14 protein-coding genes and 2 tRNA genes are annotated in these 21,540 nt (G+C 77.2%); 13 read left to right on the top strand and 3 right to left on the bottom strand.

Features of this window, described 5'->3' with window-relative positions; genetic code table 11:
• Window positions 1-110: 110 nt before the first annotated feature.
• Complete coding sequence (locus J0910_RS25330) at window positions 111-1,466, bottom strand: YjiH family protein (protein WP_420161050.1); 1,356 nt, start codon at window positions 1,464-1,466, stop codon at window positions 111-113.
• Window positions 1,467-1,756: 290 nt separating this feature from the next.
• On the opposite strand from J0910_RS25330, the gene J0910_RS25325 reads away from it, so the two are divergent.
• The 4 genes from J0910_RS25325 (at window position 1,757) to J0910_RS25310 (ending at window position 7,650) form a co-directional block, all read left to right on the top strand.
• The gene (locus J0910_RS25325; RefSeq protein WP_420161049.1) at window positions 1,757-4,831 is read left to right on the top strand and encodes an NB-ARC domain-containing protein; all 3,075 of its coding nucleotides are present in this window, start codon (window positions 1,757-1,759) and stop codon (window positions 4,829-4,831) included.
• Between the two features lie 61 nt (window positions 4,832-4,892).
• Window positions 4,893-5,435, top strand: a complete 543-nt coding sequence (locus tag J0910_RS25320; protein WP_420161048.1) for an AAA family ATPase — start codon at window positions 4,893-4,895, stop codon at window positions 5,433-5,435.
• 83 nt (window positions 5,436-5,518) lie between these two features.
• Window positions 5,519-6,187, top strand: a complete 669-nt coding sequence (locus J0910_RS25315; protein WP_420161047.1) for a SanA/YdcF family protein — start codon at window positions 5,519-5,521, stop codon at window positions 6,185-6,187.
• A gap of 8 nt (window positions 6,188-6,195) precedes the next feature.
• A complete protein-coding gene (locus J0910_RS25310) occupies window positions 6,196-7,650 on the top strand; it encodes a hypothetical protein (protein WP_420161046.1) in 1,455 nt (484 codons plus the stop codon).
• 556 nt (window positions 7,651-8,206) lie between these two features.
• Here J0910_RS25310 and J0910_RS25305 read toward each other — a convergent pair.
• Complete coding sequence (locus J0910_RS25305; protein ID WP_420161045.1) at window positions 8,207-8,887, bottom strand: SanA/YdcF family protein; 681 nt, start codon at window positions 8,885-8,887, stop codon at window positions 8,207-8,209.
• Between the two features lie 66 nt (window positions 8,888-8,953).
• Here J0910_RS25305 and J0910_RS25300 point away from each other — a divergent pair, with 66 nt between their 5' ends.
• The gene (locus J0910_RS25300; protein ID WP_420161044.1) at window positions 8,954-10,504 is read left to right on the top strand and encodes a DUF885 family protein; all 1,551 of its coding nucleotides are present in this window, start codon (window positions 8,954-8,956) and stop codon (window positions 10,502-10,504) included.
• 16 nt (window positions 10,505-10,520) lie between these two features.
• Here J0910_RS25300 and J0910_RS25295 read toward each other — a convergent pair whose 3' ends face one another.
• Window positions 10,521-11,474 (bottom strand): MurR/RpiR family transcriptional regulator, encoded by a 954-nt coding sequence (locus tag J0910_RS25295; RefSeq protein WP_420161043.1) that lies wholly within the window; start codon window positions 11,472-11,474, stop codon window positions 10,521-10,523.
• A 155-nt stretch (window positions 11,475-11,629) separates the two neighbouring features.
• Between J0910_RS25295 and J0910_RS25290 the strand changes: the two genes are divergently transcribed.
• From J0910_RS25290 to J0910_RS25255, 8 genes are all read left to right on the top strand, one after another.
• On the top strand, window positions 11,630-13,249 hold the full coding sequence (locus J0910_RS25290) for an AfsR/SARP family transcriptional regulator (protein WP_420161042.1): 1,620 nt from the start codon (window positions 11,630-11,632) through the stop codon (window positions 13,247-13,249).
• Between the two features lie 379 nt (window positions 13,250-13,628).
• On the top strand, window positions 13,629-14,588 hold the full coding sequence (locus J0910_RS25285) for an N-acetylglucosamine kinase (protein WP_420161041.1): 960 nt from the start codon (window positions 13,629-13,631) through the stop codon (window positions 14,586-14,588).
• 101 nt (window positions 14,589-14,689) lie between these two features.
• On the top strand, window positions 14,690-14,875 hold the full coding sequence (locus J0910_RS25280; RefSeq protein ID WP_017594757.1) for an AbrB/MazE/SpoVT family DNA-binding domain-containing protein: 186 nt from the start codon (window positions 14,690-14,692) through the stop codon (window positions 14,873-14,875).
• Between the two features lie 106 nt (window positions 14,876-14,981).
• A tRNA-Lys gene (locus J0910_RS25275) sits at window positions 14,982-15,054 on the top strand.
• A 444-nt stretch (window positions 15,055-15,498) separates the two neighbouring features.
• Entirely contained in the window at window positions 15,499-18,507 is a 3,009-nt protein-coding gene (locus J0910_RS25270; protein ID WP_420161040.1) for an AfsR/SARP family transcriptional regulator, read from the top strand.
• A 98-nt stretch (window positions 18,508-18,605) separates the two neighbouring features.
• Window positions 18,606-18,678, top strand: a tRNA-Lys gene (locus J0910_RS25265).
• Window positions 18,679-18,851: 173 nt separating this feature from the next.
• A complete protein-coding gene (locus tag J0910_RS25260) occupies window positions 18,852-20,282 on the top strand; it encodes an MFS transporter (RefSeq protein ID WP_420161039.1) in 1,431 nt (476 codons plus the stop codon).
• Window positions 20,279-21,535, top strand: a complete 1,257-nt coding sequence (locus tag J0910_RS25255; RefSeq protein WP_420161038.1) for a CaiB/BaiF CoA transferase family protein — start codon at window positions 20,279-20,281, stop codon at window positions 21,533-21,535. The genes J0910_RS25260 and J0910_RS25255 overlap by 4 nt, the downstream gene beginning before the upstream one ends.
• Window positions 21,536-21,540: the final 5 nt, after the last annotated feature.

Genomic DNA, 21,540 nt, shown 5'->3' with positions numbered 1-21,540 from the left:
CGGGACGCGGCGGGGGGAACGCCGCGTATCGGGCCGCCTACGGTTCTTTTCTACCGGAGGGAGCGGACAATCCGCCTGTTCGCGGCCGGAACCGGCACCTGGGGGCCCGCTCAGAACACGATGTGGGTGATGAGCGCGACGAGTGGAATGGAGACGGCCGTGCGGAGCAGGAAGAGCACGACGCAGTCGCGCAGCCGGACCGGGACGTCCAGTTCCAGCAGGAGCGGGATGGTGGCGGAGAAGAACAGGAGCTGGGTCAGCGAGAGCACGGCGATGAAGAACTTCGCCTCCACCGCCGCGCCCGCGCCGAGCAGGGCGGGCAGGAACATCTCGCTGATCCCGATCAGGGAGGCGGGCGCCACCACCTCGGGGTCGGGGATGCCGAGCAGCGCGATCACCGGCTCCAGCGGGCGGCCCAGCCAGTCGAAGACCGGGGTGTGCTGCGCGATGAGGATCGCGGCGGTGCCCACCGCCATGATGCTGGGCAGGATGACCAGCGCCAGCCGCACCCCCTCGGCGAAGCTGCGCGCGCACTCCCGGCCCACGCCCTCGGCGCTCCGGGCCCGCTCCAGCGCGCTGCGCAGCGCGGCGCGGAGCAGCGGCCGCTCCGGTTCCGGTTCCGGCGCGCCCTCGCCCAGGTAGTCGTCGGGGAGCCGGGACAGCGGCGGGATCCGCACCAGGACCGCGGAGAGCAGCACCGAGAGCAGCAGCACCGAGCCGACGATGACCGGGAAGTACGGCATCAGGTCCAGGGCGGCCGCGACCACCGCGAAGAAGCCCAGGCTGACGCTGCTGAAGCAGGTGGCGATGGTGGCCGCCTCGCGGGTGGTGTACCGGCCCTCCAGGTACATCCGGTTGGTCACGTACAGGCCGATGGAGTACGACCCGACGAACGACGCGAGCGCGTCCAGGGCGCCCCGGCCGGGGACCTTGAAGACCGGGCGCATCACCGGCCGGGCCAGGGTGCCGATGAACTCCAGCCCGCCGTAGGAGACCAGCAGCGACACGAACACCGCGCCGATCGGGACGATGACCGCGACCGACAGCACCACGCTGTCGAAGATCAGCGGGCCGACGCCCTCGTCCAGTACGGCGGCCGGGCCGGCCCCGGCGACCACCATCACCGCGAGCACCGCGCCGGCCGTGCGCAGCACGGTGAAGACCGGGCCGGTGGCGAAGTGGCCGAGGAGCGCGGGCCGCCCGCCGTCCCGCCGGCGGACCACCGCGGCGGCGAGGGTGAGCAGCGCGGCCGCGACGGTCGCGGCCGCCGCGTACAGCCGCGCCGCGGTCGGCGCCCCCTCCTTGATCAGGTTCACCAGCAGGTCGAAGGGGATGGTCCATTCGCCGCCCACCCGGATCGGGAGCAGGAAGAAGACCAGGCCGGTGAGGGTGGCGGCGGCGAACCGGGCCCCGCCGCGGCGGGTCTGCGCGCCCGCCGGCGGGGTCGGCCGGGAAGAGGGGGTCATAGAACCTCCACGGCGTGGCCGAAGGCGGACAGCCCTCCGGCCGTACGTGATGAGCTGGGGTGATGTAGACCCCCATCTTCAGGGCCGGTTTTGCGGCGAAATGCCCGCAGTGTGGCCCAGGACACCATGTGGACACCGAAGACGCCTATGACCTGCGAAAACAGTGGACAGGGCGTCTGAGATACCGGACAGAAGATCGGTGCGGCCGCCGCCCCGCCGCCTCTGAGAGCATCGGTGGCACGACACGAGCCGGACCCCCGGCCGGTTTCCGGCGACCGGAACATGGACGGATGGAGCGCATGACGGAACGGGCCGACCCCCAGCCCGATCGGACCCCCGCCCCGCGCACCGAGCGGAAGCGCCGCGCGCACCTCGCGGTACTGGGCGCCTGGGGGCTGCTCTCCATCGCGGCGACCGTGCTGCAGAACGCGCCGGACCTGCTGGAGTGGCTGCCCAACGAGGCGATCTGGGGCCTGGTGGTCATCGGCGCCCTGGCCCAGCTGCCGTTCATCGCCCGCGACGCGCTCCGCGGCGGCCGCACCGGGCGGGACGCGGCCGACCCGTTCTGGCGGGAGGGCCGCGGCGACAACCTGCTCCACCCCGAGCCGCACTTCGTGGGCTACCGGGAGCAGCGGAAGGAGATGCGGCGGCTGTTCGAGGCGTTCACCCGCCCCGGCTGGCGCGGCGCCCTGGACCGGGCCCGCTGGTGGCGGCGGCCCGGACCGCAGACGCCCCCGCTGGTCGCGGTGGTGACCGGGGCGCCCGGGACCGGCAAGAGCCAGCTGGCCAACCGGGTCGCCCGGGAGACCGCGGACCGCTTCCCCGACGGGGCCCGCTGGGTCGACCTGACCACCGGGACCAGCGCCGACGACGAGGCGGCCGGGAGAGAGCCGGAGGCCCGCCGGAGCTGGCTGCGCATGCCCGACGTGCTGCCCCGCAGGTTCCCCCGGCTGCTCGGCGACCGGGCCGACCCCTCCCCGACCCCGCCCGCCGCCCGGCCGCGCTCGGTGCACGCCCTGCTGGAGGAGCTGCTCGGCGCCTCCGGGGACACCCCGCGCGGCCCCCGCCGGCACCTGGAGGAGGCCTGGCGTGGCCGCACCTCGGGCCGCAGGCTGCTGCTGGTGCTGGAGAACGCCGAGGACCCCCGCCAGGTCCTGCCGCTCCTGCCGAACAGCCCGGACAGCGCGGTGCTGGTCACCGCCAGGCGCCCGTTCCACGACGCCGGGTTCGCCTTCACCGAGGTGCATTTGGAGGGGCTCAGCGAGGACGAGGGCGCCGAGCTGCTGGACCTGCAGGCGCCGATCCCCGCCGACGCCGCCGACCCCGGTCGGGAGCGCCGGGCCCGGCGGGCGGTCGCCGAGCACTGCCACGGCCTCCCGCTCGCCCTGAAGATGTGCGGCAAGCGGCTGGCCTCGCACACCGGCGAGGACGCCGAGCGGCTGCTGGCCAAGCTGCGCAGCACGCACGGCACCCCGCTGCTCGGCCCCACCGGCTTCCCCGCCTCCTTCCTCGGCGTCTTCCGGCTGTGCGGCACCGAGGCGCGCCGGCTGCTGCACCGGATGGCCGGCTGCGGCATGCAGGAGGCCGCCGACTACGCCGCGGCCGCCCTGCTCGGCACCGCCAGGGAGCGCGCCGCCGCGGTCCTCACCGAGCTGGTCGAGCTCTCCCTGCTGGAACCGCTCGGCCGGGCCGACGACGGCGTCCGCCGCTACCGGATGCACCAGCTGGTCCGGGACACCATGGTGGTGCTCGGCCCGGCGGAACTGGGCGTCCCCGCCGCCGAGGCGGAGGCCGAGTGGGGGCCGGAGGCGACCGCGGCCGCCGCCCGCCGCCTGGTCGAGGCCTACACCTGGACCGCCGGGGCCGCCGCCGCGGAGCTGCACGGCGACGACCCCGGGTTCCCGTCTCCGCCGCTGGCCGGCCCGCCGCCGGACCCCGCGGCCGCCGCGTTCGGCCTGGAGGCGCCCGGCAACCCGCCCGCCTGGCTGCACCGGGAGAGCGAGGTGCTGCTGGGCTGCATCTGGCTGGCCGCCGACGGCGGCCACACCGGGGCCGGGTGGCGGCTCTCCCGCGCCGTCGCCGACATGTGCAAGGCGCTGCGCACCCACTGGGAGGAGTGGGAGCAGGCGGTCGAGGCGCAGCTCGCCCTGGCCTACGGCGGCGCCGACGCGCAGGCGCTGGCCATGGCGCTGCTGGAGGCCTCCGAGCTGTCCGGCGCCCGGGGCCGCTACCAGCAGGGGGCCGTCTACGCGCGGCGCGCCCTGCTCGTCTTCGAGCGGCTCGGCGCCGACGAGCGGTGGGCCGCGCGGGCCCACAGGGCGCTCGGCGTCTGCCTGCAGCGCTGGGGCGACCTGGGCGAGGCCCAGGAGGAGCTGGAGCGTGCCGAGGCGGTGCTGGCCGAGCACGGCGAGCGCCGGTGGCACGCCCGCGCCCTGTACGACCTGGCCCAGCTCCACGCCGACCTGGGCCGCCGGGAGAAGGCGGCCGGGCTGCTCCGCCGGGCCCGGGAGGCCTTCGCGGCCGAGGGCGACACCGCCCAGCGGGACCAGGTCCGCATCATGCTGGCCGAGATCCTCGCCGACGAGGGCCGCCACCTGGACGCCTGGATCGCACTCCAATCGCTGCTGGAGGGGTTCCGCGCGCAGGGCAGGCACTGGTTCGCCGCGCAGTGCCTGCGGGTGCTCGGCGGGCTCGACGGCGAGCTGCTCCGCCAGGAGTGGCGCACGGCCGAGGGCGGCGGCCGCCCGACCCGGCGGCTCCGCCGCGCCTGGTCGGCCGCGGAGCGCACCGCCCAGCTGCGCGAGGCGATCACGCTGATGGAGCGGATGGGCGACCTGTGGGGGGTGAACCGCACCCGGCTCACCCTGGCCCGGGTGCTGGTGCACGCCCGCGACTTCGACGGGGCCGAGCGGGCCTTCCGCCGGGCCGCCGGCGGCTTCGCCGACCTGGGCCGCGGCGCCGGCCGCGACGGGGACCAGGGCGACCTGCGCTGGCAGGCCCGCACCCACCACGCCGCGGCCGAGGAGATCCTCGCGGCCGTCTCCCCGGCCCGGGAGGGCGCCGACCCCACCGTCCCGCTCCGCTACGCCCGCCCGCTCCAGCAGGCCCTGTCCCACGTGCACCAGGCGCTCGACCTGTACGAGGAGCGGGGCAACACCTCCGGCCTGGCCACCGCCCGCATCCTGCTGGCCCGCATCCTCTGGGTCGACGGCGCCGACCGCGCCGAGGTCCTCGGCCACCTGGAGACCGCCGCCCGCTCCGCCTCCGGCGCCGCCCTCCCCGACCTGGAGGAGGAGGCCCGCACCCTGCACGCCCGCCTCTCCTCGGCCCACCCGGACGTGGCCCGCCTCTGGGAGATCCACTAGGCCTTCACCGGGAGGCCCGCCCGGGGCGATGACGGCGGGAGCACGGCGGGAGGGGGACCCCATGGCCGACCCGGGGCCCGGCGGACCGGCGGTGGTCTTCAAGTGCGGACCGGCCGGCTCGGGCAAGTCGACGGTCGCCCGGCGGCTGGAGGCCGGCGGCCGCGTGCGGCTCTCGATCGACGAGGAGGCCTGGAACCGGGGGCGGCGGCAGCCGCTCCCCGACGACGTCGCCGCCATCGAGGACGACCTCCGCCGCCGCCTCATCGGCGTGGTCACGGCGGGGACCGGCGTCGTGCCGGACTGCTCGTTCCGGTCCCGCCGGATGCGCGACCGCCACCGCCGGCCGCCGGCGCCCCTCGGAGTGGTCCCCGTCCTCGTCCACCCGGCGACGCCGCGCGAGACGGCGCCCGACCGGATCCGTCGCCGGGGCGGGGCGGACGCGAACGCGGTGCGGCTCGGCGACGAGGTCGCGGCGGGCTACCGCGACTCCTTCGATCCGCCCGAACCCGGCGAGGGCCCGGTGGCGGTGGTGCGCCCCGGCGACGACCCCGGCGCCCTCCCGGCCGCCCTCGCGGCGGCGGGGAGGGCGGGAGCGCGGCGGTAGGGGCGGCGGCCCGCGGGCGTGGCCGCCTCCGCGGCCGGGGGCGGTAGGGTCGGGGTCCCCCCGGACCGTCGAGTGGAGGACCCGTGCGCATCGCCGGACAGGCCGGACTGGCCCTCGGAGGGGCGGCGCTGGCCGCCGCCGCGCCCACCGCCTGGGTGTACGCGCGTGCGGCAGGGCGCCGCTTCGCGCCGGAGGACGCCCCGGAGCGCCCGGTGGCGATCGTGCTCGGCGCCGCGATGTGGCCGCAGGGCCCGTCGCCGCTGCTGGCCCGCCGCCTCGACCTGGCGGTGCGGCTGCACCGCGCCGGGCGGGTGCAGGCGGTCCTGGTCTCCGGCGACAACCGGCCGTGCTCGCGCAACGAGACCGACGGCATGGCCGCCTACCTGGTCGGGGCCGGGGTGCCGGAGAAGGCGGTCGCCGCCGACCCGCACGGCTACCGCACCTGGGACAGCTGCGTGCGCGCCCGCGGCGTCTACGGGGTGGACGCCGCGGTCATGGTCACCCAGGCGTTCCACCTGCCCCGCGCGGTGGCGCTGGCCCGCGCCGCGGGGATCGACGCGGTCGGCGTGGGCGACGCCGGCTCCCGGGCCAGGTCCCGCTCGATCGCCACCGGCTACCTGCGCGAGGTCGGCGCCAGCGCCAAGGCCCTGCGCGACGCCGTGCTCCGCCCCGGACCCGCCGTGGCCGAGGAGGCCGGGCAGGAGGCCCGCGACGTACTGCACGTCGCGCTCGGCCTCGCGGTGCGGGGATAATCGCACCCATGGACGAGAACACCGGCCAGGGGCCGCTGCGCGGGTTGGACGACATCGACTGGACCGGCCTGGTCCCGGGCGAGGGGGCGCGGATCCCCGAGCTGCTGCGGACCGTCGCCGCGGGCGGCACCGAATCGATGGACGCGGTCAGCGCCCTGTTCGACATCCTGCGCCACCCCGGCCCCGGCTACCTGGCCGCGCCGCAGGCCGCGCCGTTCCTGGCGCGGATCGCCGCCGACAAGGCGACCGGCGCCCCCGCCGAGGCGCTCAGCCTCCTGTTCGAGCTGGTGGTGCCGGCTCCGGCCGCGGTCGTCCCGGTGCCCTGGGACGGCGGCCAGTGGGCCGACGAGGTGGCCTGGGCCGTCGCCTCCGACCTCGACGCGGTGCGCGACCAGTACCTGAAGTGGCGCGAGGACGCCCCCGACGAGCAGGCGTTCCGCCGGATGAGCGCGCGCTACGACGCGGTCGCCCGGGACACCGGCGCCGCGCTGCTCAAGGCCGAGCTGGACACCCGCGAGGCGGTCCGCGCGCACATCCCCGACCTGGTCGGCCTGCTGGAGGGCCGGGAGAACCGCAGCGGCCTCAACTCCACCGCGGAGTGGGCCGCCTCCATCCTGGCCTTCCTGCCCGAGGCCCGGGACGAGGCGGTGCCGGCGATCCTGCGCGGCCGCGGGCTGCTGGAGCTGGACCAGGCCCCGGAGGTCCCCTCCGCCGCCCTGCAGGCGCGCGACTCCTGGCGCAGGCCGCTCTCCGCGGAGCTGTTCGCGCTGGGCATGCTGGCCGACCCGGCCGATGCCGACACCACCGTCGCGCTCGCCGGGCAGCTCTCCTCGGGCAACCTCTACACCGAGTTCGCGGCCGCCTCCGCGCTGGCCATGCAGCACGGCGAGCGGGTGCCGCACCAGGCCGTCGAGCGGATGCGCCGGCACGGCCGCACCCGGGTCGGCCACACCGGCCTGTTCGACGACTCCTGGCCGCACCCGGGCGAGGCCGCCCCCGTGGTCCTGGCCTACCTGGCGCTGGGCCGCTGCGGGGAGGCCGCCGCCGAGCTCCGCGCCGAGATCCTGCCCGAGGCGCTGCACGAGGCCGGGGCGCTCGCCCCGGCGGTCGTCGGCTCCGCCCTGGAGGAGGTGCTGGGCTCCCGCTCCGCACCGCAGGACGCCGCCGAGGCCATCGAGGCCGCCGACACCGGCGACGACGAGCGCGACCCCGGCCTGCTGCTGCGCGTGCTGTGGGCGGTCGCCGAGCTGCCCGCCTCCGCCTGGGAGGAGGCGGCCGTCGGCGAGACCGCGGCCGCCTGGGGCCTGCCCGCCGACCGCGACGGCTTCCGGGAGTACGTCGGCGTCGGCGCGGACACCGCGGACGGAGAGGAGCCCGAGGAGCAGGCCCCGGCCGCCCCCGCCGCGCCCCGCCCGGAGGAGAGCGTCGGCGGCCTCTTCGGCCGCCTCTTCGGCGGCCGCTGACCCGCGGCCCCCGCACGGCGCGGCCCGGCCGGGCACACCCGCCCCCGCCGCCTCCGGAAACCCCGGGACGGGCCGCCTTCGCGCGGGCGCTGCGAAGGCCCTGCCGCGTCCGCGCCGGGCTCGACCGTCCGTCCCGGTGGCCGGGGCCGCTCCCGGGGGCGGCGCAGGTCCTCGGCGGCCGGGCCGGGCGGAGCCGGGTGCGGGCGGCGGTCACAGGCCACGCCCACCGGTCGGCCGCCTCGGCGCTCCGGCCGCCCCCGAGGTCGAAGAACAAGCTCAGGGCCGGGAAGGCGACGGCCCCGCCCTCAGCGGGGGCGCGGAGAGGACCGGAGGCGAGGGGCGGGAAGAGGGCAGGGCGGCGGAGCGCCGCCACCGCGGCCCGAACCGGCCGTGCCGGTGCAAGGGCCGGTGCCCCGCCGGTCGGCCGGGCCCTTCGGGGAGGCCGGACCCCTGCCGCGCCGGCGCCGCCCGCCCGGAGGGGCAGGGGAGGCCGGGCCCCGGTCGAGGGCCGCGTCCGCGGCGGCCTGCGAGCCTGCCCGAGGCGGCCCGCCCGGGGTCAGCGGGGTGCGGAGAGCGCCTCCTCGACGGCGCTCTCGCGGGGGCCCGGGAAGGTCGGGTCGGGGCGGAGGGCCGCGTCCGCGGCGGCCTTGAGGCCGGCGGGGAGCTCGCGGGCGTAGCCGTAGGCGCTGTCGCTGGGGAAGTCGCCCCAGCTCGGGTCGGCGACGCCGCGGGTGTCGATGCCCGCGGCCCGGCACAGCGCCACCGCGCGCGGCAGGTGGAACTCCTGGGTGACCACGGTCGCCGCCTCCACGCCGAACACCCGCTCGGCGCGGGCGCACGACTCCCAGGTGCTGAACCCGGCGTAGTCGGCGGCGATCTTCTTCCGGGGCACGCCCACCGCCGCCAGGTAGTCGGCCATCGCGTCGGGCTCGTTGTACTCCTCGCGGCCGTTGTCCCCGCTCACCAGGACCGCCTCGACCTTGCCCGCGTGGTACAGCTCGGCGGCCAGGTCCAGGCGGCGGGCCAGGAACGGCATCGGCCGCCCCTCGTCGCTCAGCCCGGCCCCCAGCACCAGGGCGACCGGCCGCTCCGGCGTCTCGGCGACCGCCGCGCGCAGCTCCGCAGTGGACAGCCGCAGCCAGGCCGTCGCCGCCCCCGCCGCGAGCGCGCCCAGCACCGCGACCGCCAGGGCCGCCCGCACCGCACGCCGCCGCAGCGGTCCTCGAATCCCGTCCATACAGGGGTGGACGTCCCGTGCGGCCGCAGGGTTCCGCCGCGCCGGCCGCCGGTAGGGTCCGGTGCCATGGACGAACTTCCGGAACGGCTCCGAGCCATCGCCGACCTCCGCGTGCCCGAGATGCGGGTGGGCGCCGGGCGGCACGAGTACGACGGCACCACCGGCGACCTCTCCCCGGACGGCGTGCGCTCCGGGCTCGCCCGGATCGGCGCCGGCGGCGCCTTCGACGACCCGCACGAGGAGGCGCACGCGCGCATCCAGGAGGAGGCGCTCCGCTACACCCTGGGCGAGCTGGAGGAGCACCGGATCAACCCGCTGCTCCACCTCGACGAGCTCGACCTGTCCTGCTACGACCGGGACTACGCCCCGCAGCCGGAGCGGGCCGCGGCCCGGTTGCGCCACCTGGCGGCCTGGCCGGCCGCGGTGGAGGCGGCGCTCGCCGCGCTGGACCGGGTCAGCGCCCCCATCGCCGAGGCGCTGCTGCCCGCGGCGCGCGGCCTCGCCGCCGGGATCCCCGCCGACGCCCCCGCCGACGTCCGCGCCGACGCGCTCCGCGCACACGCCCTGCTCCTCGGCCACCTGGAGAAGGCCGCCCGGGACGGCGACCCCAGCGCCCGGCTCGGCACCGGGGCGCTGCGCCGCCTGATGGGCACCCCCGAGGGCATCGACGTCGACCTCGACCGGCTGGCCGAGCGCGCCGACGCCGAGCGGGACCGGCTGATGGACCGGCTCGCCGAGGCCACCGGGCGCATCGCCCCGGGCCGCCCGCCGCTGGAGGCCGCCCGGGAGCTGGTGCGCGACCACCCCGGCCCGCAGGGCGTGCTGGAGGCCGCCCGCACCTGGACCCGGCTGGCCACCGCGTTCACCGCCGAGCGCGGCCTGGCCCCGTTCCACGACGGGGAGCTGGAGGTGTCGGAGTCCCCGGAGTCCCAGCGCTGGGGGACCGCGATGCTGTCCTGGCCCGGCCCGGCCGAGGCGGAGAGCACCACGAACTACTACATCACCCCGCCCGACCCGGAGTGGACCGAGGCCGAGCGGGAGGAGTGGCTGGAGGTGTTCAGCTCCACCACCCTGCCCGCGATCACCGTGCACGAGGTGGCCCCGGGCCACTACTCGCACGGCCGGGCGCTGCGCCGCGCCCGGGGCCCGGTGGCCCGCACCTTCTTCTCCACCGCGTTCATCGAGGGCTGGGCGCACTACGCGGAGGAGGTGTGCGTGGAGGAGGGCTTCGGCGCCTACGCCGAGGAGGCGCTCGGCGGCTCCTTCACCGCCGCGCACTTCGAGGCCGGCGTCTGGCTGGAGGCGCTGATCCGGGTCACCCGGCTGGCCTCGGCCATCGGCGTGCACACCGGGGAGATGACGGTCGCCGACGCGGCCGCCCGGTTCTCCGCCGACACCGCGCTGACCGGCACCGCGGCGCTCTCCGAGGCGCGGCGGGCCACCTTCGACCCCACCTACGGCCGGTACACCTGGGGCAAGCTGGAGATCCAGGCGCTGCGCGAGCGCGCCCGCCGGGAGTGGGGGGCCGGCTTCACCCCGACCCGGTTCCACGCCGACCTGCTCTCCCTGGGCGCGCCGCCGCTCGGCCTGATCGGCGCCGCGCTGGACCGGGCCTGAACCGGGCGGCCCCGGCTCACTCCGCGGGCCGGGGCCGCCGCCCGCCGGTGCGCCGCTCGCCGACGCGCAGCCCGCGCACCGCGTCGTAGGTGGTCTCCAGGGCGGTGCGGCTGTCGGCGTAGCGCAGCTGGGCCAGCCCGACGAACAGGCAGTCGATCACGGTGAGCTGGGCCAGCCGGCTGGCGGTGGCGCCGGAGCGGAAGGTGGTCTCCCGGGCGGCCGTGGTGAGCACGTGGTCGGCGCTCTCGCTGATCGGGCTGCGCGGGAAGTTGGTGATGGCGACCGTGGTCGCGCCCCGGGCGCGCGCCTCGGCCAGCGCCTGCACCGTCTCGATGGTGGCGCCGCTGTGCGAGACGCCCACCGCGACGTCGCCCTCCCGGAGCAGTGCCGCGCTGGTCAGCATGACGTGGTTGTCCGCCCAGGCGAACGAGGCCAGCCCGATCCGGTGCAGCTTCTGCTGCAGGTCGGCGCCGACGAACGCGCTGGCGCCCACCCCGTAGATGTCGGTGCGGCGCGCGGCGGCCAGCGCCTCCACCACCGTCTGCAGCACGTCCACGTCGAGCTGGGCGGCGGTGTCCTCCACCGCGCGGGCGTCGGTGTAGGCGATCTTCTGCACCACGGTGACCAGGGTGTCGTCCGGGTCGATGTCGCCGACGGCGGCGCGGGTGCTCAGCCCGGCGCCGCGCGCCTGGCCCGCCTCGGTGGCCAGGGCCAGCCGCAGCTCGCGGTAGCCGGAGAAGTCGATGGTCCGGCAGAACCGGATCACGGTCGCCTCGGAGGTCGAGCAGTCCTTGGCCAGCTGGGTGATGGATGAGGCGGCGGCCCGCTCGGGATCGTCGACGATGCGCTGGGCCACCCGCTGCTCGGCGGGCGGGAGCGAGGGCAGCAGGGCCCGGATGCGCAGCACCGTGCCGGGGGACGGGGAGGCCTCCGCGGCCCCGCCGTCGGTCGATTTCGCCGATTTCACCATCGGGGAAAGTCTCATACGGGGCGGGGGCGGAGTCAACGCGGGGGTTCCGGCGGGACCGCAAGTCGGTGCGGGGACGCCGCCGACCGGGGGCGGATTGCGCACTTCGCGCGCGGAACGGCAGGGTGGGGGCGGTAACGGGAGCTGCGGGGGGCCGCGTGGCAGAGATCTCCTTCGACGTTCTGGGGCCGCTGACCGTCCAGGAAGGCGGCACGCCCCTGGTGGTCCGGGGGGACAAGCGCCGCTCGCTGCTGGCCGCGCTTCTGCTCCGCTGCGGCCGCACGGTGCCCGGGCGCGACCTGGTCCGCATCATGTGGGGCCCCGGGATCGAGGAGGAGCGGCGCCGCGGCGCGCTCCAGGTGCACGTGGTGCGGCTGCGCGCGGCGCTCGGCTTCGAGTACGGCGGGCGGCTGGTCACCGGCGGCGACGGCGGCTACCGGGTCGAGCTCTCCGAGGACCAGCTCGACCTGCTGCGGCTGCGCCGGACCACCGGGGAGGCGGACCGGGCCGAGCGGGACGGCGACCCGCAGCGTTCGTTCCGGCTGCTCCACCGGGCGCTGCGGATGTGGAAGGGGCCGGTCGCCGCGGACGCCCGCTCGCCGGAGCTGTACGAGAGCGATGTGCGGCACGTGGAGGACGAGCTGCTCGGCACCGCCGAGCGGTGGGGCGCGCTCGGGCTGCGCCTCGGCCGCCACGACGCCGTCCTGGACCTGCTCGGCCTGGTCGCGGCGCGCTTCCCGGAGCGGGAGCGGCTGGTCCGCACCCAGATGGTGGCGCTGTACCGGGGCGGTCGGCAGGGCGACGCGCTGCAGCTGTTCGCCCGCACCCGCCGGCGGCTCGCCGACCGGCTCGGCGTCGACCCCGGGCCGGAGCTGCGCCGCACCTTCGAGGGCATCCTCCGCGGCGACCTGGGGGAGGGGCCCGGGGTGCCGCGGCAGCGCGCCGCGCCGCTGCTCGGCGGCGCGGGCCGCACCGGCCCGCCCGTCCCGGCGCAGCTCCCGGCGGGCGTCCCCGGGTTCGTGGGGCGCCGGGCCGAGCTGGCCGAACTGGACGCGCGGATCGGCCCGGACGCGCGCGGCCGGGCCGGGCGGGTGCTGCTCAGCGGACCGCCCGGCGCGGGCTGCTCGGCGCTGGCGCTGCACTGGGCGCACCGGGCGGCGGAGCGGTTCCCCGGCGGCAGCCTCCACGCCGACCTCGGCGGCGGCCCGGACCCGCAGGAGGTCGCCGGCCGGTTCCTGCGCGCCCTCGGCGTGTCCGGCCCGCTGCCGGAGTCGCTGGAGGAGTGCTCCGCGCTGCTGCGCACCGCGCTGGCCGGGCAGCGGGTGCTGATGCTGCTGGACGGCGCCCGGGACGCCGCCGCGGTGCGTCCGCTGCTCCCCGGCGCCGCCGGGTGCGGCGTGCTCGTCACCAGCCGGTACTGGCTGGGCGACCTGCTCGCCCGGGACGGCGCGGCGGCGGTCGCGGTCGGCGCGCTGCCGCGGGAGGAGGCGGTCCGGCTGCTCCGCGGGCGGCTGGGGGAGGCGCGCGTGGACGCGGAGCCGGAGGGCGCGGCCCGGCTGGCCGCGGCGGTGCGCGGGATGCCGCTGCCGCTGAGCATGGCCGCGGCGTGGATGTCCACCCACCCGGGCGCCGGCCTGGACGACCTGGCGTCCCGGGTGGAGGCCCGCGATGAGGAGGCCCCCGCCGAGCGGATGGCCGCCGTGCTGGGCGGCGATCCGCGTTTCCTCATCGGCGGACCGGGGGCGGACGGTTCCGGGGGAGGGGCCCGGCAGGGATGATCACCCCCCTCCGGACCACCCCCGCCGGGCACGGGCGCCCCGTACGGAACGGGCGCCCGCGACCCCCGCGGGCCGGCCCGGCCTCCGACCCGCCGGGCCGGACCCCCTGCCGTGCATCGACCCGCTCTCCTCGGCGGTGACCGCGGCCGCGGGGAAGTACCGGCCGGAACCGTCCGAGTGCCTCCACTGTGCACGAGCCTGCTTTCAGCATGCTGGCGGTCTGCTTTCAACACCCGGACCGGCCCGCTTCCGCCCGCTTCCGGCCCGCCCGGTACCCCCGCGCGGGACGGTCCGGCCGGATCCCCGGCCGCTGCGGGCCGGTTCCGGCCGCCGGGGCGGGCACTGGTGGCGGGGGCGGGGCGCGGCTTACTGTTCCCCCATGACTCGCGAGGTGGTGATCGGAGTGGACGCCGGCGGCACCGCGACGCGCTGCGTCGTGGTGGGCCTGGACGGCGGGCTCCTCGGGCGCGGTACCGGCGGCGGCGCCAACCAGTTCTCCAGCCCCGACCCCGCGGCGGCGCTGGAGGGGGCGGTCCGCGCGGCCGTGGAGGACGCCCGCGGCCGCACCGGCGGGCTGGCCGTGCGCTCGGCGGTGTTCGGCATGGCCGGGGCGTCGGCCGCCGGGCGCGCCCGCGCGGTGGAGACCGCCCGCGGCGCCTGGCGCGCCGCCGGCCTGGACGGGGAGCCGCGGGTCAGCGACGACATCGCGGTCGCCTTCGCCTCGGGCAGCGCCGCGGCCGAAGGGGCGGTGCTCATCGCCGGCACCGGCGCCGTCGCCGCCTCGGTCCGGGACGGGGAGGTGGTCCGCCGCTGCGACGGCTACGGATGGCTGCTCGGGGACGCCGGGTCGGCGGTGTGGATCGGGCTGGAGGGGCTGCGCGCCGCCCTGGCCGCGGTCGACGGCCGGGGCGGCCCGACCGTGCTCACCGAGCGGCTGGCCGCCGCGCTGGGCATCGCCCCCGGGGACCCGCAGGAGGTCATCCGGGTGGTCTACGCCCGCCGCCCGGCCGAGCTGGGCGCGCTCGCCCCGGAGGTCACCGCGGCGGCGGCCGCCGGCGACGCGGAGGCCGCCGGGGTCTGCGCCCGGGCCGCGGAGCGGCTGCTGGAGTCGCTGGCGGCCGCCGTGCCCGAACCGGCGCCCGGCCTGCCGGTGGTGTTCGCCGGCGGGGTGCTCGCCGCCGGCCCGGTGGCCGACCGGGTGCGCGCCGGGGTCCGGGCGCGGTTCGGCGCCGAGCCGCTGAGCGCCGCCGACGGCGCGCTGGGCGCGGCGGGGCTGGCGCTCCGCGGGGCCGGGGCGCCGGCCTCCGCGCACGCCCGGCTCGTCGCCGCACCGGCCTGACCTGCGATCCGTCCCGGACGGCCACTGAGAAGCCGGTCATATCGGCCTTTTCGGGACCGGAGGGGGCGCGCGGCGCCTTGGGAGTCGCTAGTGTCAGGCGCATGTCCGAAAAGAACGAAGAGAGCGTCGACCCCGCAGGGTCGACGACGATGTTCCGCCGCTTCGTGGCGGAGAACCAGCAGAGCGAGCCCGAGCCCCGCCGCCCGATCACGCCCTACGTCCTGGCCGGCGTCGGCGCCCTCGTCGCCATCGCCATCATCGTGGGCGTGGTCCTCACGTGGAGCTGACGGTTCCCGCGCCCCCACTTCCGCCCGCCTCGGGAGGTGGGGGCACAAACCGTTCGCCTGCGCCCCGCACTCCTGCTAAACTCATCGACGTCGCCGAGAGCGACCGGCACCATTAGCTCAATTGGCAGAGCAACTGACTCTTAATCAGTGGGTTCGGGGTTCAAGTCCCTGATGGTGCACTCCGAGACAGGGCCCTGGGCATCCGCCCGGGGCCTTCGTCGTTCCTCCGGGCTCCTCAGCCGTCCCCCGCCCGCGTTCCGCCGGAGCGGTGGAGATCCAGGCGCCGGCGCCGTCCGCCGAGGAATGGGATGGGGCGAAAACGGGATAAAAAGTCGGCCGCTCCGGGCTCCGCAGGGTCATTCGCCCTCCGGGCCCGAAGCGGCCGCCGAGTCCCCGCTCCGCCCCGGCCGGTGCGGACACCGGCCGCCGTCCTGGGCGGATTCGGGGTTCTCCCCTTCCCTCTGTCGGTGGGGGCACGGCCCCGCCCCTGAGGAGGGGCCGGGACTCCATCCCTGAACAGCCTCTCGGATCGTGGATGGAGGCCGGTTGCATTACGGTTGGATCCCTGTTGGAGCGCGCGGTGCGGGCCGGATCGGACTGCGGCGCGGGCGGAAGGGGAGTGCATGCGCTTCGCGGTCCTGGGGCCGCTGGAGGTCCGCGACGAGGAGGCGGGCCCCCCGGTTCGGCTGTCACCCAAGCTCTCCGGCGTGCTCGCGGTGCTGCTCGGCTCCTCCGGGGCCGCGGTGCCCGAGGCCCGGCTGGTCGAGGCCCTGTGGGAGGGCGCCCAGCCGCGGACGGCGCACAAGAGCCTCCAGGTGTACGTGCACCACCTGCGCCAGGCCCTCGGCGGCGCCGAGCTGATCGTCCGGGAGGGCCGCGGATACCGGCTGGACGCCACCGCCGCCGACGCCGAGCACTTCGCCGAACTGGACCGGAAGGGCAGGGCGGCCATCGCCGCCGGCGACCCGCGGACCGGTGCCGAGCTGCTCCGCGAGGCCCTCGGGCTGTGGCGCGGGCCGGCCTTCTCCGGGCTGGCCGACATGCCGCTGGTCCGGGAGGAGGCCGCGCGCCTCGACGAGTGCCGCTGGTCGGCCGCCGAGGAGCTGGCCCGGGCCGAGCTGGACCTCGGGCGCCACGCCGAACTGGTCGCCGAGCTCACCGCGCTGGTCGCCGAGCACCCCTACCGGGAGCGGCTGCGCGCCGCCCTGATGCTGGCGCTGTACCGGGCCGGCCGCTCGCCGGAGGCCCTGGAGGTCTACCGGCGCGGCCGCGAGCTGCTCGACCGGGAGCTCGGCGTGGAGCCCGGCCGGGAGCTGCGCGACCTGGAGACGGCGATCCTGCGCGGCGACGCCTCCCTGGACCCGCCGGACCCGGCCGGCCCGGAGGGCGCCGCCCCGGCCGCCCCGCCGCTGGTCCCCGCCCAGCTCCCCCCGGACATCCCCGACTTCACCGGCCGCGAGCTGGCGCTGGAGCGGATCTACGCCCTGCTGGACGGCGACCGGGAGCGCGCGGGCGCGGCACCGGTCGTCGCGATCTCCGGGATGGGCGGCGTCGGAAAGACCTCCCTGGCGCTGCACGCGGCGCACGCGCGCGCCGCCGACCACCCCGACGGCCGGCTCTACGTCAACCTGCGCGGCGCCGAGGACGAGCCGCTGCCGCCCGCCCAGGCGCTCTCCGGGCTGCTGCACGCGCTGGGACTGGAGGGCGCCGCGATCCCCGACTCGGTGGACGAGCGGGCCGCCCTGTACCGCACCGCCCTCGGCGGCCGGCGGGTCCTGGTGGTGCTGGACGACGCGGCCTCCGAAGCCCAGGTCCGCCCGCTGCTGCCGGGCGGTTCCGGCGCCTCCGTGCTGATCACCTCCCGGACCCGGCTCACCGGCCTGGAAGGGGCGCACCAGGTCGCCCTGGACGTCTTCCACCCGGAGCAGGCGGTCGAGCTGCTCGGCCGGATCGCCGGCACCGAGCGGGTCGCCGCCGAACCGGACGCGGCCGCCGCCATCGCCCGGCTGTGCGGGTACGCGCCGCTGGCGGTGCGGATCGCGGGCGCCCGGCTGGCCGGCCGGCCGCAGTGGCGGCCGTCCCGCCTGGCCCGGCTGCTCGGCGACGAGAGCCGCCGCCTCGACGAGCTGGCCGCCGGCGACCGCGAGGTGCGGGCCTGCTTCGCGCTCAGCCACCGCGCCCTGGGGGAGACCGCGCGCAGGGCGTTCCGGCTGCTCGGGGCGGTGGAGGTGCCGGACTTCCCGGAATGGGTGGTGGCCGCGCTGCTCGGCGTCCCGCTGGAGGAGGCGATGGAGCACACCGAGGCGCTGGTCGACGCGCAGCTGCTGACCATCGTGGAGGGGCCGTCCGGGCGGCTGCGCTACCGGATGCACGACCTGATCCGGCTCTACGCGCGCGAGCTCGGCGCCGGCGACCCGGAGCGGCCCGCCGCGGTGGGCCGCGCGCTCGGCGGCTGGCTCTGGCTGGCCGAGCAGGCCACCGAGTACATCCCGGGGCCCTGCTACGCCACCATGCACGGGGCGGCCGAGCGCTGGCCGCTGCCGGCCGAGGAGGCCGCCGAGGAGCTGCGCGACCCGATGGCCTGGTTCGACGCCGAGTGGCCGGCGATGGCGGCGGCGGTCCGCCAGGCGTGCGCCCTCGGCCTGCACGAGACCGCCTGGGACCTGGCCGGCTGCCTGGAGAAGTACTTCGACGTGCGGGGCCGGTTCGACGACTGGCGGCGCACCCACGAGTGCGCCATCGCGGCCTGCCGGGCGGCCGGGAACCGGCGCGGCGAGGCGGTGCTCCGCCGCGGCCTGGCCGACCTGAACACCTGGGTCGGACCGGGGCAGGCGGGCGCCGCGATGACCGGCATGCTGGAGCAGGCCGACCTGGTCTTCGAGATGTTCAACGAGCTCGGCGACGCCAAGGGGATGTCCGACGCGCTGGTGATGCGCACCTGGGGGCTGGTCTCCAAGGGCCGCCCGAAGGAGGCCTCCGGGTGCGCCGGGGAGGCGCTCCGCCTCGCCGAGGACGCCGACTACCTCGGCGGCCGGGCCCGCGCCTACCACGTGATGGCCATCGCCGCCTACGAGGACCAGCGCGTCGACCGCGCCGTCGACCACCTCACCGACGCCCTGGAGCTGGCCCGGCTGCTGGGCAACTCCCGGTTCGAGGCCACCGCCATGCAGTTCCTCGGCGCCGCCCAGTGCCTGTCCGGCCAGATCGAGACCGGCCGCTACCACCTGCAGCGCTCGCTGGAGATGGCCCGCGCGATGGGCGACCGCTACGGCGAGGTGTTCTCGCTGATGTACCTCACCCGGCTCTACATCGCGCTGGGCGACCCGGAGGCGCTGGCCACCGCCGAGTCCGCGGCCCGGCTCAGCCGCCGCCACGGGATGAACCACCACCTCGCCGACTCGCTGGCGCTCGCCGGCGACATCCACCTGTCCGCCGGGCGGATCCCGGAGGCGGTCGCCGTCCTGGAGGAGTCCGTCGGCCTGTGGCGCACCCGCGGCTGGCCGTCCTTCCTCGCCGACGCCCTGGACACCCTGGCCCGCGCCTACGACGCGGCGTCCCGCCCCACCGCCGCCTCCACCGCCCGCACCGAGGCCGCCCGCCTGCGCGGCGCCGCGGCCCGCGACCGCCTGTGACCCGCGCATCGGAACGGGCCGTCCGATCCACTCCCTCCGGTCCGGTAAAGTTGGAGACGTCGCCGGGCGGGACCGCGAGGACCGCCCCGGAACGGCTGGCACCATTAGCTCAATTGGCAGAGCAGCTGACTCTTAATCAGCGGGTTCGGGGTTCAAGTCCCTGATGGTGCACAGCAGGACCCCAGGATGGAAGCGGACCGGATCCGCTTCCGGCCTGGGGTCTCTTCGCGTTCCGGCCCCGGTGCGCGCCGGCGCGGCCCGCGCCTCCGGCGCCTCCCTTTCGAATCACCGAAGGGAGGGTTGCCGAATCCGGCCTTGTTGCCCTCCGGCCCCGGTAGTTGGGTGTGACGCAGGTCATCACCAGCCCGGAGGCGAACATGGGAACCGACACCACCGCGGGGGACGCCGGCGCGGACGCGGAAGGCGCCGCCGAGAAACCGGACCGGCGGCTCGGCAGGCGCAGCTGGCTGGTCATCGGCCTGCTGCTCGCCTTCTTCACCCTCAACTTCGCGGACAAGGCCGCGATCGGCCTGGCGGCGCCGGACATCAAGCGCGACCTGGGGCTCACGGCCGGACAGTACGGCCTGGTCTCGAGCGCCTTCTTCTGGTTCTTCGCCGCCGGGGCGGTGCTGCTCGCGCTCACCTTCCGCCGGGTGGGGTTCCGCTGGTCGGCGGCGCTGCTCATGCTCGCCTGGGTCGCCAGCATGCTCCCGCTGGTGGTGCAGACGACCTTCATCGTCCTGGTGGTCTCGCGGATCGTGCTCGGCTTCTTCGAGGGGCCGGCGCACGCGCTGTGCCAGAGCATCGTCGCCGACCGCTTCCCACCGGAGCGCCGGGCCTTCGCCGGCGCGGTGGTCAACGCCGGCTCCTCGGTCGGACCGCTCCTCGCCGCCCCCGCTCTGACCTGGGTGATCATCACCTGGAACTGGCACGCGGCCTTCCTGGTGCTGGTCGTGGTGGGCGCCCTGTGGTGCGTCCTGTGGCTGCTCGCCGTCCGGAAGGAGCCGGGGATGGGCCCCGCCCCGCGCGGATCGGCGGCGGCGAAGGCCTCCGAGCCGGTCGCCGGCGACCCCAACGGCGACATCGACGTCCCGCTCACCTCGCTGCTGCGGGTCGGGAGCTTCTGGGGCCTGGCCATGCTCTCCTTCGCCGGCTACCTCATCTCCTCGCTCAAGGTCGCCTGGCTCCCGTCCTTCCTGCACGACGGCATGGGCTATCCGCAGTCCACCGTCGGCTGGCTGGTCACGGTGCCCTACGCGCTGGCGATCGCGGTCCTGCTCACCGCCGGCCTGCTGTCCGGGCGGCTGCTGAGCCGCGGCCACTCCTCCCACGTCGCCCGCGGCTGGCTGACCTGCGGATACCTGGTCTTCGCCGGGGCGGCCATGGTCGCCTTCACCCGGCTGCCGCCGGGAGGCCTGCAACTGGTGCTGGTCGTGGCGGCGTTCTCGATCAACAGCGTGGCCTTCTCGATCGCGTTCGCCGGCGCCGCCGACTTCCTCCCCCGGCGCCACCGGGCGGGCTTCTTCGGCTGCATCATCGCCGCCTACAGCGTGGCCGGGATCGTTGCCCCGTGGCTGCTGGGCGCCATCGTCGACGCCGCCGACACGGTCGTGCAGGGCTACTCCGACGGGTTCTTCGTGGTCGGCGTCGCCATCTGCGCCTTCGCCATCGCCGGCGGCGCGCTGCTCGACCCCGCGAAGTCGCGGAGGGCCCTGCTCGCCGAGACCGCGCGCCGCCGGGCGGCGCGGACCGCCCCCGAGGAGGCGGCCCGATGACCCCCCAGGCTCCCCTCGCCGGCCTGCGCGTGCTCGACTTCGGCCAGTACATCGCCGCCCCCGGGGCCGGCCAGAACCTCGCCGACCTCGGCGCCGACGTGATCAAGGTCGAGGGGCCCGGCGGCGACCAGGCCCGGCACATCGGCGCGTTCGGCGAGGCCATGGTGCTGGCCAACAACCGGGGCAAGCGCAGCATCGCGGTCGACCTGCGCACCGCCGGCGGCGCGGCCGTCCTGCGCGACCTGCTCGGCACCGCCGACGCCGTCCTGCACAACTTCCGCCACGGCGTCGACCGGCGGCTCGGCCTCGACCCCGCGACGCTGCTGGCCGCCCACCCGCGGCTGGTCTGCGGCACGGTCACCGGCTTCGGCACCCGCGGGCCCTCGGCCACCCGGGTCGGCCTCGACATCGCCGCCCAGGCCGAGTTCGGCGTGATGGAGCTGACCGGCGAACCGGACGGCCCGCCGCAGCGGGTCGGTTTCGCGGTCGCGGACGTGCTGGCCGCCCAGGCGCTCACCTCGGGGGTGCTCGCGGCCCTGCTCGCCCGGGAGCGCACCGGGTGCGGCACGCACGTGGAGACCTCGCTGATGGAGGCGATGGTGCACGCCCAGTCCTCCACCTGGGTGGAGCGCCGGCTCAGCGGCACCGAGCCGACCAGGCGCGGCAACGGCCAGGCGCTCGCCGCGCCCGCCGCCGACCTGGTCCGCACCGGCGACGGCGGCTGGATCGTGCTCTCGGCCTACCTGCCGGCCAAGTTCCGCGCCCTGTGCGAGGCGATCGGCCGCCCCGAGCTGCCCGACGACCCGCGCTTCGCCACCAACGACGCCCGGGTGCGCAACCGGCCGGCGCTGCTCGCCGCCCTGCACGACGCGCTCGGCCGGCGCACCCGCCCCGAGGCGCTGCGGCTGCTCCGCGAGGCGGGCGTCGTCAGCGGCGCGGTGCGCCGCTTCGCCGAGCTCGTCGATGACGCGGACCTCGCCGCGTCCGGCCTGATCACCGCAGTCGGAGGGGACGGCCGGACGGCCTACACCGCCCCCGGCGCCCCCTTCTCCCTCGGCGGCGAGCGCCACCCGTGCGGCCGGCCCGCGCCGGCCGCGGGCGAGCACACCCGGGAACTCCTCGCCGAACTCGGCCGCCCCCCGGCCGAGATCGGCGGACTCCTCCGCAGCGGAGCGGTGGCCGCCCCGGGCGCCGCCGAAGCCGCCGAGTCCGCGGCCGAACCGGCCGAATCCGCCGCCGCGTCCACCGAATGAAAGGC

This window comes from Nocardiopsis oceanisediminis (genome assembly GCF_048595525.1).
GTDB lineage: Bacteria > Actinomycetota > Actinomycetes > Streptosporangiales > Streptosporangiaceae > Nocardiopsis_A > Nocardiopsis_A oceanisediminis.
Note: the sequence above shows the minus strand (reverse complement) of the source record. Positions and strands in the feature narration are given on the sequence as shown.